A 15750-nucleotide genomic window follows, 5' to 3' on the forward strand; every position below is an offset into this window, starting at 1 on the left:
CGCCGAAGACGGCGCGCACCTCAGGATGACGACCTCACCCAAACCGCTTCCTGCGCCATTCGATCAGTTTGGCGCTGACCTCGTCCGGCTTTTCCTGTTGCGTCCAATGGCCGCTGTCGCGCACCAGATATTTTTCGAGATCGGGAACGATCTTTTCCATGCCGTCAGCCGACGACGGCGGCAGCACATGGTCGTTCTCGGCCATGATCATCAGCGCCGGTACTTTCACCGTGTGATCGATCCCGGCCGAACGCTGCCAGTTGCGCGACATGTTGCGGTACCAGTTGATGCCGCCGGTAAAACCTGACTTCGTGAACGTATCGACGAACACCTGCTTCTCTTCCGGCGACAGGATGGGTATCCGCGGATCATGCTTGGCGTCGTAACCCGCAATCATCTGCGGAAACGCCAGATTGAGTCGCGGTGAAGCACCGACGCCGGCAACCACCTGATCGGGGGGCGTGTCCGCGGGCCGCGGCACCGGCTTGCGCATGAAGGCGTCAAACGTCTGCTCGACCCGGCTGCCGAAGATCCGGTCGGGCTCGCGCGCCGGATCCTGGAACTGCACGATGTACATGCTGTCGCCGAACCGTTTGCGGAACAGCTCGATCGGATCGGCCGGCGGGCGATCGTGATGCGGCGTGTTGATGCCGACCACGCCGGCAACGCGGTCGATGTGGCGGAGCGGCATCTGCCAGATGATGAAGCCGCCCCAGTCGTGGCCGACGAAGATCGCCTTGTCGATATTCAGATGGTCCATCAGGCCGACGAGATCGCCGGTCAGGTGCTCGATGTCATAGGCCTCGACCGGCTCGGGCCGGTCGGTCGAACCATAGCCGCGCTGATCCGGTGCGATCACCCAGATCCCGGCCTCGCTCAGCGCCTTGATCTGGTGACGCCAGGAGAACGCGATCTCCGGCCAGCCGTGGCACAGTATGACAGGCGGCTTGTCGGTCTTCGGCCCGGCCTCGTAGTAACCCATGCGAATGCCGTTCGTCTCGGCGAACTGCAGCGGCGGCATTTCAATCATCGCAAAACCCTATTCAGCCGCGCTGGTCATCTTGGACGGCGGCGGCGCATAGGCCGCCTCCAGCGCCTCAAATTCCAGCGGAAGCATGTCGCACAAGACCTGGACATGCGGGATGATGTTGGCGCCGGCGATGAAGCCGAAATCGAGCTGGTCGCGATAGCTCTGCACGGTGATGTTGAGCGCGAGCCCGTGAGTCGAGATCGACACCGGGAAGATGTGCAGCAACTCCGCGCCGGCCGCATAGAGCGTTTGCCGCGGCCCCGGCACGTTCGACACGGTGATGTTGGCCGCCGGCGGCAGCACGTTCGAGAGGTCGGAACGGCTGTAGAGCAGCGCCAGAATCTGCACCAGGATCGGCGCGCCCAGCATCGAGATGTTGGACACCTGCGGCATCAAGGCCCGCAGCGGATGCGACATTTCCTTGGACTTGGTGGATTGCGCGATGATCGCCTCCAGCCGCCCCTTGGGATCTTCGACGTTGGTGGCGATCGAGCAGATCATGCCGAACACCTGGTTGTTGGCCTCGGTGTTGCCTTCCTCGCGCAGCGAAATCGGCACCGCCGCCGTCAGCGACTTGGTCGGCAGCGCACCCTGCTGCAGCAGATAGCGCCGCACCACGCCGGAAGACAGCGCCAGCACGACGTCGTTGAGCTTGCCGCCGGAGGCCTTCGCCACCGCCTTGGCCCGCGACAGCGAGATCGAGGTGCCGGCAAAGCTGCGCTCGGACGAGATCGCCTTGTTGAGGACAGTCGGCGGCGAAACCATGCTGGCGATGCTGTCGCGCGACTTCGGATCGGAAATCTTGCCGACCACCTCGGAAACGCTCTTGAGCATCGTCGGCACGCTGGCGGCGAATTTCACCGCGCTCTCGATCTGGAACATGGCGTTGTCGAACAGGATCGATCCGAGATCGCTCTTGCCCGAGCGCGGCAATTCCAGGCTCTTCGGCGCCGACGAGGAATCGAACGGCTGCCGCCAGAGCTGCTGATAGGAATCGATCAAATTGGCGGCGATATCGCGCGGCTCCTGCGCGACCTTGCGCGCCGTCGGCGGCTCGACCTGGCGCGGCACCGGCGTCAGATCGTAGATCATGTTGGTGAGCGCCGCACCGGCGCCGCCGTCGATGCAGGCGTGGTGCATCTTGGAATAAAGCCCGATCTCATTGTCCTTCATGCCCTCGAAGACATAGAACTCCCAGAGCGGACGGGCGCGGTTGAGCAGCTTGGCATGCATCCAGCCGACGATGCGCTCCAGCGTCGCGCGGTCGTAGGGGGCCGGCAGGCTGCCGCGGAAAATGTGGCGGTCGATGTCGAACTGGTCGTCCTCGACCCAGGACGGATGATCGATGTCGAGCGGCGCCTTTTCCAGGCGCGCTTTCAGGATCGGCGCAAGATGCAGCCGCGAGCCGATCATCGCCTTGAATTCTTCGAAGAAGTTGCCGTTGTAATTCTCGGGCAGGCGGAAGATCGCCATGCTTCCGACATGCATCGGCATTTCCGGCGTTTCCAGATACAGAAACGACGCGTCCATCGATGACAGTTTCTTGGCGTCAGTCATGTTTTCCTCCCGCAGAGATCACGCGACGCCTTGATGGCGCTTCTGGCGTTCAGATGGTCCTGAAGACGGGGGTTGGGTGTCCCCGGTCTTCAACGACATTGGTCAGGATAGTGCATTTTCCGGAGCCCCATATGCAATGGCAAACGGCCCCGATCGGTCAAATTGCTTAAATTCGCCTTCCGGCTGCGCCAGGCGGTCTGCCACCGCCCACAAGGCGGCCGGGTTGACGCCAAGGCCGATATGGCTTGCGAGATGCACCTCGATATTTTCGGCCGTGCTGGAGGGGCGCAGCAGGCTGGTACGCCAGTTCACGATGCCATCGGTGCGCGAATAGATCGAGGTCGCGGGCACCGGCAGGTCGCCGGCGATCGCTTCCCGGATCTCCGGATTGTCGTGGATACCTTCCCCCGACAGCGCTTCGTACAGTCGCGTCGCATTGGTCGCGGTGATGTCGTTGGCGAACGGGCTGCCGAGCGTGATCACCGATCGCACCACGTCCGGCAGTTGCAGCGCGAGATCGCGTGCGTAGATGCCGCCGAGACTCCAGCCAATGATGCTGACCTTTCGTCCCGTGGTCTCGTGGATTCGCTTGACGAGGTCGCGCAGCGCACCGCGCTTGCTGGCGACGCCGCCGAAATTGCGGCCCATGTTCCAGGCATAGCTGTCGTAGCCGAGCTCCTTCAGGTAGCGCCGCATCGGCGCCATCGACAAATCGCTGGCGAGAAATCCCGGCAGCGTCAGCACCGGATGACCGTCGCCCTTCGGGGCGCGCATCAGCAGCGGCGACAGCAGCAGGCTCGAATTCAGTTCGAACACGCTTCTGGCTTCGGCGAGCATCAGGAACAGGCTCGGCGGACGCAGCTTGCGTTCTGCCGCCGGCGTGTCCTCCGCGACGGCCACTATTTCTTGTCCTTCTTGGCCATGCCGCCGAGACCGGCCATGGTCACGAACATGTCCTGAAAGCGTTCGGCGATCTTGGGGTCGAAGGTGAACCAGGACTGCATCAGCGATTCCGGCGAGACCTTGTCGATGTTGGCCATCATCTGCTGCTGCAACTTGTCCATGACCGCGATCTGCATCGGCTGAACGTCCGGAAGTCCGAAGAACTGCCGGGCCTCGAGCGGCGTACAATCAATTTCGACGTTTACCTTCATGGCCGCTCCTTCATTAATGGCTTGCCGCAGTATCACCGTGACTGGCTGAGTCACGCAAGGACAAGACCGCCTTCCGGGGCCCCCATTCGCCCCCTATGGTCAACCAAAACGTTCGACAGCAAAAGGGGTAGTATCGGCAAACGGGGTCTCGCCGGTCATCATTTCCGCCAGCAGCCGGCCGGTTGCGGGTCCGAGCGTCAGGCCGTGGTGCTGGTGGCCGAAATCGAACCACAAACCGGGATGGCGGGGCGCCTTCCCGATCACCGGCAGCATATCCGGCAAACAGGGCCGCGCCCCTTTCCATGGCCGGGCGTCGACCGGCTCCCCCAGGGGAAACAGTCTATGCGCCTTTGGCATGGCCCGTTCGACCTGGACCGGGGTCGGCGGCGCATCGCGGCGGGCCATCTCGGCGCCGGTGGTCAGGCGAATGCCGCGGTTCATCGGCGCCAGCAGAAAGCCCTGATCGGTGTCCAGCACGGGATGATTGAGCACGGCGTTGCCGCGCGGCGCCAGATGGATGTGATAGCCGCGCTTGACGTTGAGCGGGATCGAATAGCCGAGCGGGGCGAAGATCTGATCGGACCACGGCCCCATCGCGACGACGACTTCGCGCGCGGTGATTGACCCTTTCTGGGTCGCGACGCGCCACCTTGCACCGGATTGTTCGAGCGTTCGCGCATCGCCGACCAGGAACCGGCCGCCCTTGCGGCCGAACAGCGCCGCATAGGCCTTGGTGAGGCCGCCGGGATCGGGGACAAAACCGGGATCGGGAAAATGCACCGCGCCGGCGAAATCGCCGGTCAGATTCGGCTCGCGCGCCGCGATAGCGGATGCGCCGAGGATGTCGCCCGCGACGCCATATTGCTTGGCGCGCTCGAGTTCCTTCACCGCTTTCGCCAGCGTCGCATCGGAGCGATAGAGCTTGATCCAGCCGGTCCGGCGCAACAGCCCCGGCACATCGGCTTCCGCGATCAGCGCCTCATGCTCGATCAGGCTGCGCTGGATCAGCGGCAATTCGGCCATCGCACTGTGCAGCGCACGCTCGGGCGAAGACGCCACGAAGTAACGCACCAGCCAGGGCAGGAAGGACGGCAGATCGGCGAAATGATAACGCAACTGCGGCGTACGGTTGGTCGCGTACTGCAGGATCTGGCGCAGATCGCGGGGAAACATGTAGGGAAAGACCGACGCGCATTCGATCAGTCCGCCATTGCCATAGCTGGTCTCCTCGCCGGCAAGCTCGTGCCGGTCGATCAGGACCGTGTCGCGGCCCTTCTTCTGCAGGTGCAGGGCAGCGCCGACGCCGACCATGCCTGCCCCCAACACAAGAACGTCAGCCTTCAGTTCCGCCACCGGCACTCCGAAAGTTTAATGTAACGCGGTCTCGCGCTCGGCTTAAGGTGAAGCTAGACGTTGCCGCATCGCGGTGCAAACCGGTCCGCTGAAGGGGATCGCGCTTGCGCGGTGGCTGGACTTTGGCAACATGGATCGGCAATATCCGCCGCTATTGCGGAATTGGGCTGATCAAAGCGGGGAAATCGAACAAATGTCGTTACGTCAGAGTTTGCTTGCAGCGGCTACGGTTACAATGCTCGGCTTTGCGGTTGCGCCGGCATCGGCCCAGACCCTGCGCTACGCCAACCAGGGCGACCTCAAATCGCTGGATCCGTATACGCTCAACGAATCCACCACGCATGCGCATCTAGGGCAGGTCTATGAAGGCCTGATTGCGCGCGACAAGGACCTCAAGATCATTCCGGGGCTGGCCGAACGCTGGGAAACCCCGGAGCCGACCCGCTGGCGCTTCCATTTGCGCAAGGGTGTCAAGTTCCAGAACGGCGACCCCTTCACCGCCGACGACGTGGTGTTCTCGGCCGACCGCGCTCGCGCCAAGGGTTCGAACGTACAGGCCCGCATCGCCGCCGACGTAAAGGTCGTCAAGGTCGACGACAACACCGTCGATTTCATCCTGACCTCGCCCAATCCCATTCTGCACTACCAATGGGATACCTGGTACATCATGGACAAGAAGTGGGCCGAGGCGAACAACGCCACGGCACCGACGCCGGCCGCAGCGACGACGCCGAGCTTCGCCTCGCTCAATGCCAACGGCACCGGCGCCTTCACCGTCGAGAGCCATCAGCCCGGCGTCAAGACCGTGTTCAAGGCGAACCCGAATTGGTGGCGCAAGCCCGAGCACAATCTCAAGGAAATCGTCTTCACGCCGATCGGGTCCGACGCCACGCGTGTCGCTGCCCTGCTGTCGGGCGAAGTCGACATCATGGAGCCGGTTCCGACCCAGGACATCGGCCGCGTCGATTCCACCCCGACTACCCAGGTGATGAAGGGGCCTGAGCTGCGCACCATCTTCCTCGGCATGGACCAGGCCCGCGACGAATTGCTGTATTCGAACATCAAGGGCAAGAATCCATTCAAGGACATCAAGGTCCGCGAAGCCTTCTTCAAGGCGATCGATATCGAACTGATCAAGACCCGCGTGATGCGTGGGCTCTCGACGCCCTCGGCCCTGATGATTGCGCCGCAACTGTTTCCGCTTTCCAAGGACTTTACCCGCCCGAAATTCGATCCCGACGGCGCCAAGAAGCTCTTGACGGAAGCGGGCTATCCCGACGGTTTCCAGGTCACGATGGATTGCCCCAACGACCGCTATGTCAACGACGCCACAATCTGCCAGGCGGTGGTCGGCATGCTGGCGCGCATCGGCGTCAAGGTCGACCTGCTGGCGCAGCCCAAGGCGCAGTATTTCGCCAAGATCCTGAAGCCCGGCGGCTACCAGTCTTCGTTCTATCTGCTCGGCTGGACGCCCGGCACGTCGGACTCGCACAACGTGCTCTATGACATCATGGGCTGCCGCGACGACCCGAAATCCTCTCGCGGCGAAGCCAACGTTGCCGGCTACTGCAACAAGAAGATGGACGAGATCACCGACAAGGTACTGGTCGAACCCGATCCGGCCAAGCGCGATCAGCTGATCAAGGAAGCGTTCGAGATCGCGGCGAAGGACTACGCCTACATCCCGCTGCATCAGCAGGCGCTGGCCTGGGGCGTATCGAAAAAACTGAAAGTGGTGCAGCGCGCCGACAACCAGGTCCTGCCCTACTGGATGGTCAAAGAACCGTAGGCAGGCCCAACGACCCAGGTCCCGGTGGCTTCGCGCCCCCGGGACTTTTCGTTTCCGGCGGACAGTGACGTCCGCCACAGCGTAAAGAGAGAAGTGAAAGGATCACATGCTCGCTTTCACTCTTCGCCGGGCGATCCAGGCGATCGGCGTCATGCTTGCGGTCGGGATCATCTCGTTTTCGATGTTCCGGTTCGCCGGCGACCCCGTCAACCAGATCGTGTCACTGGATACGTCTGCGGCCGAACGCGAAGCGGTGCGCAAGTCGCTCGGTCTCGACGATCCCGTGGTGATGCAGTTCGCGCGTTATTTCGGCAATGCTGCCCAGTTCAAATTCGGCGTGTCCTATCAGTTCCGCCAGCCGGTCTCGAGCCTGCTCGCCGAGCGGATGCCCGCAACACTCGAGCTCGCCATCTGCGCCACCATCTTCGCGATGGTGTTCGGCATCCTGATGGGGGTTTATTCGGCGCTCAAACGCGACACCGCGCTTGCCAAAATATTCCAGGCCGTATCGCTGATCGGAATCTCGCTGCCGACCTTCCTGATCGGTATTTTGCTGATCTATCTGTTCTCGGTGACGCTGGGCTGGCTGCCCTCGTTTGGCCGCGGCGAAGTCGTGCGGGTGGGTTGGTGGACCACAGGCCTCCTGACTCTATCCGGCCTCAAGGCGCTGATCCTGCCGTCCATCACGCTCGGCCTGTTCCAGCTGACATTGATCATGCGGCTGGTGCGCGCTGAAATGCTGGAAGTCCTCCGCACCGATTACATCCGCTTCGCGCGGGCCCGCGGCCTGACCACGCGGGCGATCCATTTCGGCCACGCGCTCAAGAACACGCTGGTTCCCGTCATCACCGTGGCCGGGTTGCAATTTGGCTCGGTTATTGCATTTGCCATCATCACCGAAACCGTATTCCAGTGGCCGGGCATGGGGTTGCTGTTCGTGCAGGCAGTGCAAAACGTCGATATCCCGATCATGGCGGCTTATCTGCTGATGGTGTCGCTGATCTTCGTCACCATCAATCTGGTGGTCGATATCCTCTACACCGTCGTCGATCCGCGGCTGCGCTCGACCCTCCGCCGTCCGGCTTGAAAGAAAGATTATCGATGTCCGACGCCGTCGTTCCCCACCGAGCCGAGCCGAGCGCAGCGCCTTCGCGCGCCGGCACGGGCTGGTTCAGACGCGCGCTCGACAGCGACATCTTCTATTCGTTCCGCCGTTCCAAGCTGACGATGGTGGCGGCAGCCGTCACCCTCCTGTTTTTCCTGCTGGCGATCTTCGCTTCCGTCCTTTCGGTGCAAAACCCGTTCGATCCGGCGCAGCTTCAGTTGATGAACTCCCGCATTTCGCCGCTGTGGACCGCCGACGGCCAGAGCCCATTCCTGCTCGGCACCGATGAGCAGGGCCGCGACGTGTTCTCCGCCATTCTCTACGGGCTTCGGATCTCGCTCGTCGTCGGCGTGCTCGGCGTCGTCTTCGCCGGCACGCTCGGAATTACGCTTGGGCTGATCGCCGGCTATGTCGGCGGCGCGGTCGATGGCCTGATCATGCGCATCGCCGACGTGCAGCTCACCTTCCCGGCCATCCTGATCGCGCTCCTGGTCAACGGCGTCGCCAAATCGGTGTTCGGCAACCGGCTGGACGCCATGAGTACGCTGGTGGTGCTGGTGATCGCGATCGGACTGAGTTTCTGGGTGCAGTATGCCCGCACCGTGCGCGGCTCCGTCATGGTCGAGAAGAACAAGGATTATGTCGCGGCCGCCCAATTGATCGGGCTGCCCGCCCCCATCATCATGCTGCGTCACGTGCTGCCGAACACGATGGGTCCGATCCTGGTGATCGCCACCATCAACCTGGCGCTCGCCGTCATTACGGAAGCCACGCTGTCATTCCTCGGCGCCGGGATGCCCGATACCATGCCGTCGCTGGGCACGCTGATCCGGATCGGCAACAATTATCTGTTTGCGGGCGAATGGTGGATCGTGGCCTTCCCCGGCTTTGCGCTGGCCGGACTGATCCTGTCCATCAATCTGCTCGGCGACTGGCTGCGCGACGCGCTCAACCCAAAACTCCGATGACCAACCCTGTCCTTTCCGTGCGTAACCTCGAGGTGGAGTTCCACACCCGCCGCAGCGTCTTGCACGCCATCAACGGTATCTCCTTCGACATCGCCAAGGGCGAGGTGCTCGGCGTGGTCGGCGAATCCGGCGCGGGAAAATCCGTGACAGGCCTTGCCGTGATCGGCCTGATCGATCCGCCCGGACGCATCTCGGGCGGCGAGATCTATCTGTCGGGGATGCGGATCGATCACCTGCCGCCGGAAGAGATCCGCCGCATCCGCGGTAAACGCATCGGGATGATCTTCCAGGATCCGCTGACCAGCCTCAATCCGCTCTACAAGATCGGCGACCAGATCGTCGAAACCATCCGGACCCATCTCAATCTCTCGGAGACCGCGGCGCGCAAGCGCGCCATCGACCTGTTGGCGGAGGTCGGAATTCCCGCCCCGGAAAAACGCATCGACGCCTATCCGCATGAATTCTCCGGCGGCATGCGCCAGCGCGTCGTGATCGCGCTAGCGATCTGCGCCGAACCGGACCTGATCATCGCCGACGAGCCGACCACGGCTCTCGACGTCTCCGTGCAGGCGCAGATCATCTCGCTGATCAAACGCCTTGGCCGCGACCATGGCACCGCCGTGATGCTGGTGACGCACGACATGGGCGTGATCGCCGAAACCTCCGACCGCGTCGCGGTGATGTATTCGGGGCGGATTGCCGAGATCGGCCCGGTTCAGGACGTCGTGCAGAACCCGCTGCATCCCTACGCCAAGGGCTTGATGGGCGCGATCCCGACGCTGGCGGGCGAAGACAAACGGCTGGTGCAGATACCCGGTTCGATGCCTCGGCTGTCGGCGATTCCGAATGGCTGCTCGTTCAACCCGCGCTGCGGCTTCGTCTTCGACCGTTGCCGCGTGGAGCGTCCGGAGCCGATCGCGCACGGGACGCAGGCCGTGGCCTGTCATCTCTATGATGGCGCGGCCAAGACGGCGATCAAGGAGACCGCGGCATGAGTGCGGCCCCCTTCATCGACGTCAGGAATTTGCGCTGCCAGTTCGACGTTTCAAAACCGTGGCTCAACCGCGTGCTCGAAGGTGGGCACCTGGAATTCCTGAAAGCGGTCGACGGCGTCACCTTCGGCATCAAGAAGGGCGAGACATTTGCCCTCGTCGGTGAATCCGGTTCGGGCAAGACCACCGTGGCGCGGATGGTCGTCGGATTGCTGCCGCCGAGTTCCGGCGAAGTCGTCATCGACGGCGTCTCGATGACCGATGCAAGGCAGGCACAGGTACGGCAGAAGCTGCGCCGCCGCATCCAGATGATCTTCCAGGACCCCTATGCGAGCCTCAATCCGCGCTTCCGGGTCGACGCCATCGTCTCCGAGCCGATCCGCGCCTTCGACCTGATCGCGGGCGAGCGCGACATCGCCGCGCGCGTCGGTGAATTGCTGAGTCTCGTCGGCCTGCATGCCGATGACGGCCTGAAGTTTCCGCATGAGTTTTCCGGCGGGCAGCGCCAGCGCATCGCGATCGCCCGCGCGCTGGCCTCGGAAGCCGAATTCATCGTCTGCGACGAGCCGACTTCGGCGCTGGATGTCTCGGTGCAGGCGCAGATCCTCAATCTGATGCGCGACCTGCAGGACAAGTTCGGCCTGACTTATCTCTTCATCAGCCATAACCTTGCCGTGGTGCGCCACATGGCGAGCCGGATCGGCGTGATGTATCTCGGCCGCATCGTCGAAATCGCCGAAGGGCGCGAACTCTTCAGCAATCCACGAATGCCCTACACCAAGATGCTGCTGGGTGCGGTTCCTGATTTGGCGATGTCCGGCCGCCAGCGGATTCCGGTCAAGGGCGAGATCCCCAATCCGATCAACCCACCGCCCGGCTGCGCCTTCAACCCGCGCTGCCCGTTGGCCTACGATCTCTGCCGCCAGCAGGCGCCCGCACTGATCAACGGCGTCGCCTGCCACGCCGTCAATTCGCCGGCCGAGGCCGTGCCTGCCTGATCACAGGGATGGGTCAACCAAACGGTTGGCAGCAGGCCTCGCCTGTGGTCAAGTGGCGCACCAAATACCAGCGCAGCATCGGATTCCCATGAGCAACATCAATCCCGATCCGTTCACGACCAGGCCTGAAATCGAAGGCACGTTCGGGGTCGTGACCTCGACCCACTGGATCGCCACCGCGGTCGGGATGGGTATCCTGGAAAAGGGTGGCAATGCGTTCGATGCGGGCGTTGCCACCGCCTTCACGCTGCAAGTGGTCGAGCCGCATCTCAACGGCCCGGGCGGCGATGTGCCTATCATCGTGCATGACACCAAGCGCGGCCGCACCGAAGTGATTTGCGGCCAGGGCCCGGCGCCGGCGGGCGCCACCATCGCGCATTATCGCAGCGAGGGGCTGGAGATGGTGCCCGGCACCGGACTGCTCGCAGCCTGCGTGCCCGGCACGTTCGAATCCTGGATGCTGCTGCTCCGCGATTACGGCACGATGCGGCTGCGCGACGTGCTCGAACCCGCGATCGCCTATGCCCGCGACGGCTATCCCCTGGTGGAGCGCGCGGCGGCGACGATCCAGATCGTCGAAAAACTGTTCCGCAATCACTGGAAGACATCGGCCGCGGTCTATCTGCCGAACAATGAAGTGCCAAAACCCGGCACGCTGTTCACCAACAAGCAGCTCTCGGAAACCTACGCCCGCATCCTGAAAGAAGCCGAGAGCGCCGGCGGTGACCGCACAGCCCAGATTGAAGCCGCGCGAAAAGCCTGGTCGCACGGCTTCGTTGCGGAGGCGATCGACAAGTTCTGCCGCACGCAGGACGTCATGGACGTCAGTGGCTCGCCGCATCGCGGCGTGCTACGCGCCGACGACATGGCGCGCTGGCAGCCGACCGTCGAGGCGCCGCTGACCTATGATTACGGCCGCTACACCGTGTGCAAACCCGGTGTCTGGAGCCAGGGCCCCGTGATGCTGCAGCAGCTGGCGCTGCTCAAGGGTTTTGAACTCGACGGGCTTGATCCCGCCGGTCCCGAATTCATCCATCTGCAGACCGAATCCGCCAAGCTTGCCTTCGCCGACCGCGAGAAATTCTACGGCGATCCAAAGTTTACCGACATCCCGATCGCGACCTTGCTGTCGGACGCCTACAATGACGAACGCCGCAAGCTGATCTCGAGGGACAATGCCTCGCTCGATTTCCTCCCCGGCTCCGTCGAGGGTTTTGGTTCGGTCGTCAAGATGCGCCGCGCCGAAGGCCATCGCGAGGCGGTCGGCGCCATGGGTGCCGGCGAGCCGACCGTCGGCCGTTTCGGCGAAGTGCGCGGCGACACCGTGCATTTCGACATCATCGACCAGGCCGGCAACATGATCTCGGCGACGCCGTCCGGCGGCTGGCTGCAATCCTCGCCGGTGATTCCCGAACTCGGCTTCTGCCTCGGCAGCCGCGCCCAGATGTTCTGGCTCGAGGAAGACCATCCCGCGGCATTGGCGCCGGGCAAGCGCCCGCGCACCACGCTGTCGCCGACCATGGCGCTACGCGACGGCGAACCGTACATGGCCTGGGGCTCGCCCGGCGGCGACCAGCAGGATCAATGGACCACGCAATTCTTCTTGCGCCACGTTCACGCCAATCTGAACCTGCAGGAAGCGATCGACGCACCCGCATGGCACTCCGAACATTTCCCGATCTCGTTCTGGCCGCGCACCGCCCGGCCCGGCGTGCTGGTGGTTGAGAACCGCGTGCCGAAGGCGACCATCGACACCTTGAAAAGCCGCGGCCATGTCGTCGAGATCGGCCCCGACTGGTCGGAAGGCCGCCTCACTGCCGCCTCCAAGGTCGGGCGCCGCCGCCGTGCGGCCGCCAATCCCCGGGGCATGCAAGGCTACGCGGCCGGACGATAAGGGCTTCAGATGACTTGTAAGGCTTGAGATGACTTGGTCGATCATCGCGCGCGATCCCGCAACCGGCCAGTTCGGCATCGCGGTCGCGACCAAATTCTTCGCAGTCGGCGCGCGCGTGCCGCATATCGTGGCCGGCATCGGCGGCATCGCGACCCAGGCATTGGTCAATCCCTATTACGGCATCGACGGCGTGAAGCTGTTGAGAGAGGGACGTGAACCGGACGACATCCTCAAGACCCTGATCGCCACCGACGACGGCCGCGAGAGCCGGCAATTGCACATCATGGACGCGAAAGGCCGCATCGCCGCGCATACCGGCCGCGATTGCGTCGACTGGTGCGGGCACATCCAGGGCGACGGTTTTTCGATCGCAGGCAACATGCTGGCGGGCGCCGCCGTGCTCGACGACACCGCAAAAGCCTATGTGGCCAACGCCGGCCTGCCCTTTCCCCGGCGGCTGATCGCGGCGATGCATGCGGGCGAAGCCGCGGGCGGCGACAAGCGCGGCAAGCAGTCCGCCGCGCTGCTGATCCACGGCGAGGAGGAATGGTCCGAACTCAATCTGCGCGTCGACGACCATACCGATCCGCTGCGCGAGCTCGAGCGGCTGGAAGAAGTGAGCCGCGAGCGCTGGGTGCATTTTCGCGCCTTCATGCCGACGCGCAGGAATCCCGCCGGGATCACCGATCGCGCGACCATTGACGCGGGCATCGAGGCCAGCATCAAAGCGGCGGCTGCAGGCAAGGCATGACCTCAAGAGCGTTTTCCAGCGAAGTGGAAACCGGTTCGCGTCAAGAAAACGCGTCAAATCCAGAATCCAGCCCGCTGATCGAAATCGAGGGACTGCGCGTCATCTTTCATGGCGACGATGGCCGCGCGACCCATGCGGTCGATGCCGTCGATCTCAGCGTGGCCAATGGCGCGACACTCGGACTGGTCGGCGAATCCGGCTGCGGCAAGAGCGTGACCTCGCTCGCCATCATGGGGCTATTGTCGAAACACTCGGCGGAGGTTTCCGGTTCGATCCGCTTCGACGGTTTTGACCTGCTCGACGTGCCCGACGAGACCCTGCGCGACCTGCGCGGCAATCGGCTGGCGATGATTTTTCAGGAGCCGATGACCTCGCTCAACCCGAGTTTCACCATCGGCGACCAGATCATCGAGACCATCCTGCGTCATCGCGGCGGCTCGAAGCGCCAGGCGCGCGAACGCGCCATCGAGCTGCTGCGCCGCGTCCACATCCCCTCGCCCGACAAGCGCATCGACGAGTATCCGCACAAGCTTTCCGGCGGCATGCGCCAGCGCGTGATGATTGCGATGGCGCTGGCCTGCGATCCTCGCCTCCTGATCGCGGACGAGCCGACCACCGCGCTCGACGTTACCCTTCAGGCGCAGATCCTCGATCTGATGCGCGAGCTGAAGGCCGCTAGCGGCGCCGCGATCATCCTGATCACGCACGATCTCGGCGTCGTCGCCGAGGTCTGCGACGAAGTCGCTGTCATGTATGCCGGCGAAATCGTCGAGCGCGCGCCGGTCGATGAATTATTCGCCAATCCGCAACATCCCTACACGGTCGGCCTGCTCGGCTCGATCCCGCGGCTCGGTCGCCGCGCGTCGCATCTGGCCACCATCGAGGGCATGGTGCCGAACATGGCCAATCCGCCGCCCGGTTGCCGCTTCTCGGCGCGTTGTCCATTTGTGACTGACATCTGCGTCGCAGCGCCGCTGCCGCTGGCGATCATCAGCCCCGGCCACGCCTCGCGCTGCATCCGGGCGCCGCTGGAGCACTTGGTGTCATGACCGCGCTGCTCGAAGTCGAAGGACTCGTAAAACATTTCGTCGCGGGACGTTCGCTGTTCGGCCGCGCCACCGCCGTCGTCAAAGCCGTCGACGGCGTCAGCTTCCGCGTCGAGGCCGGCAAGACGCTGGCGCTGGTCGGTGAATCCGGCTGCGGAAAATCCACCGTGAGCCGGCTGGTGCTGCGGCTGATCGAACCGGACGCCGGCAGCGTTCGCTTCGAGGGCAGCGATCTCCTGGCGCTCGATGCCAATGCACTGCGCAACTTCCGCCGCGACGCGCAGATCATCTTCCAGGACCCTTACGCCTCGCTCAACCCGCGCATGACGGTCAGCCAGATCCTGACCGAACCGCTGGCGCTGCACAACCTGGTGCCCGCGCCGCGCCGCCGCGAGCGGGTCGAGGAATTGCTGCGGCTGGTCGGGCTGGAGCCGCGCTTTGCGCGCCGCTACCCGCATGAATTTTCCGGTGGCCAGCGCCAGCGCATCGCCATCGCACGGGCGCTGGCGGTGGAACCAAAACTGATCATCTGCGACGAGCCGGTCTCCGCGCTCGACGTCTCGATCCGCTCGCAAATCCTGAACCTGCTGCGCGATCTGCAGAACCGGCTTGGGCTCGCCTATATCTTCGTCTCCCACGATCTGGCCGTCGTAAAACACATCGCCGACCGCGTCGCGGTAATGAATCTCGGCGTCATCGTCGAGACCGCGGACGCGCAGGCACTGTTTGCCGCTCCGCGGCATCCCTATAGCCGGGCTCTGTTGTCGGCTATTCCCGTACCCAAGCCGCAAGCCAAACGCAGCCGCATCGTGCTGCAGGGCGAGATGCCGAGCGCGCTCGATCCGCCGTCCGGCTGCCGCTTTCATACCCGCTGCCCCTATGTGGTCGAGCGCTGCCGCACCGAGGTGCCTCAATTGCTTGCCGACCCCACCGGTCACGCCACCGCCTGCCACCGGATGGCGGAACTGCCGGCGCCTGACAGCATCGTGCCCTCGGATGGTGGCTTCTCGCCGGTGCTGGAAAAACTGGTCGCCGCCTTTGGACGGGCGGAAGGCGCGGGCCGCAACGGGGTTGATGTATCAGGAACACGACCAACAGCAGTGTAATCAAGAG

Annotated in this window: 14 protein-coding genes; 9 read left to right on the plus strand and 5 right to left on the minus strand. The window is 63.7% G+C overall.

What is annotated here, in order from left to right:
- Positions 1-34: 34 nt before the first annotated feature.
- The 5 genes from JQ575_RS06230 to JQ575_RS06250 all read right to left on the minus strand — a co-directional run bounded on the left by JQ575_RS06230 (position 35) and on the right by JQ575_RS06250 (position 5094).
- On the minus strand, positions 35-1030 hold the full coding sequence (locus JQ575_RS06230) for an alpha/beta fold hydrolase (protein ID WP_212032353.1): 996 nt from the start codon (positions 1028-1030) through the stop codon (positions 35-37).
- 9 nt (positions 1031-1039) lie between these two features.
- Positions 1040-2587 (minus strand): wax ester/triacylglycerol synthase family O-acyltransferase, encoded by a 1548-nt coding sequence (locus JQ575_RS06235; RefSeq protein ID WP_212032354.1) that lies wholly within the window; start codon positions 2585-2587, stop codon positions 1040-1042.
- Between the two features lie 102 nt (positions 2588-2689).
- Entirely contained in the window at positions 2690-3424 is a 735-nt protein-coding gene (locus JQ575_RS06240) for a triacylglycerol lipase (protein WP_249166471.1), read from the minus strand.
- A 62-nt stretch (positions 3425-3486) separates the two neighbouring features.
- Positions 3487-3741: a DUF6489 family protein gene (locus JQ575_RS06245; RefSeq protein WP_212032356.1), complete on the minus strand. Its 255-nt coding sequence runs from the start codon at positions 3739-3741 to the stop codon at positions 3487-3489.
- 99 nt (positions 3742-3840) lie between these two features.
- Complete coding sequence (locus tag JQ575_RS06250) at positions 3841-5094, minus strand: FAD-binding oxidoreductase (RefSeq protein WP_212032357.1); 1254 nt, start codon at positions 5092-5094, stop codon at positions 3841-3843.
- Positions 5095-5287: 193 nt separating this feature from the next.
- Between JQ575_RS06250 and JQ575_RS06255 the strand changes: the two genes are divergently transcribed.
- The 9 genes from JQ575_RS06255 to JQ575_RS06295 all read left to right on the plus strand — a co-directional run bounded on the left by JQ575_RS06255 (position 5288) and on the right by JQ575_RS06295 (position 15743).
- On the plus strand, positions 5288-6883 hold the full coding sequence (locus tag JQ575_RS06255; RefSeq protein WP_212032358.1) for an ABC transporter substrate-binding protein: 1596 nt from the start codon (positions 5288-5290) through the stop codon (positions 6881-6883).
- Positions 6884-6989: 106 nt separating this feature from the next.
- A complete protein-coding gene (locus tag JQ575_RS06260; RefSeq protein WP_212032359.1) occupies positions 6990-7970 on the plus strand; it encodes an ABC transporter permease in 981 nt (326 codons plus the stop codon).
- A gap of 14 nt (positions 7971-7984) precedes the next feature.
- Positions 7985-8956 (plus strand): ABC transporter permease, encoded by a 972-nt coding sequence (locus tag JQ575_RS06265; protein ID WP_212032360.1) that lies wholly within the window; start codon positions 7985-7987, stop codon positions 8954-8956.
- Positions 8953-9951 carry an ABC transporter ATP-binding protein gene (locus tag JQ575_RS06270; RefSeq protein ID WP_212032361.1) on the plus strand — a complete coding sequence of 333 codons (999 nt, stop codon included), beginning with the start codon at positions 8953-8955 and terminating at the stop codon, positions 9949-9951. The genes JQ575_RS06265 and JQ575_RS06270 overlap by 4 nt, the downstream gene beginning before the upstream one ends.
- Entirely contained in the window at positions 9948-10946 is a 999-nt protein-coding gene (locus JQ575_RS06275) for an ABC transporter ATP-binding protein (protein ID WP_192737242.1), read from the plus strand. Before JQ575_RS06270 ends, JQ575_RS06275 begins: the two co-directional genes overlap by 4 nt.
- A gap of 88 nt (positions 10947-11034) precedes the next feature.
- On the plus strand, positions 11035-12840 hold the full coding sequence (locus tag JQ575_RS06280; protein ID WP_212032362.1) for a gamma-glutamyltransferase family protein: 1806 nt from the start codon (positions 11035-11037) through the stop codon (positions 12838-12840).
- 28 nt (positions 12841-12868) lie between these two features.
- On the plus strand, positions 12869-13591 hold the full coding sequence (locus JQ575_RS06285; protein WP_212032363.1) for a DUF1028 domain-containing protein: 723 nt from the start codon (positions 12869-12871) through the stop codon (positions 13589-13591).
- Positions 13588-14640 carry an ABC transporter ATP-binding protein gene (locus JQ575_RS06290; RefSeq protein WP_249166462.1) on the plus strand — a complete coding sequence of 351 codons (1053 nt, stop codon included), beginning with the start codon at positions 13588-13590 and terminating at the stop codon, positions 14638-14640. The genes JQ575_RS06285 and JQ575_RS06290 overlap by 4 nt, the downstream gene beginning before the upstream one ends.
- On the plus strand, positions 14637-15743 hold the full coding sequence (locus tag JQ575_RS06295; protein WP_212032364.1) for an ABC transporter ATP-binding protein: 1107 nt from the start codon (positions 14637-14639) through the stop codon (positions 15741-15743). The genes JQ575_RS06290 and JQ575_RS06295 overlap by 4 nt, the downstream gene beginning before the upstream one ends.
- The last annotated feature ends 7 nt before the right edge of the window (positions 15744-15750 follow it).

Origin of the sequence: Bradyrhizobium sp. JYMT SZCCT0428 (assembly GCF_018131075.1) — a bacterium.
Taxonomy (GTDB): domain Bacteria; phylum Pseudomonadota; class Alphaproteobacteria; order Rhizobiales; family Xanthobacteraceae; genus Bradyrhizobium.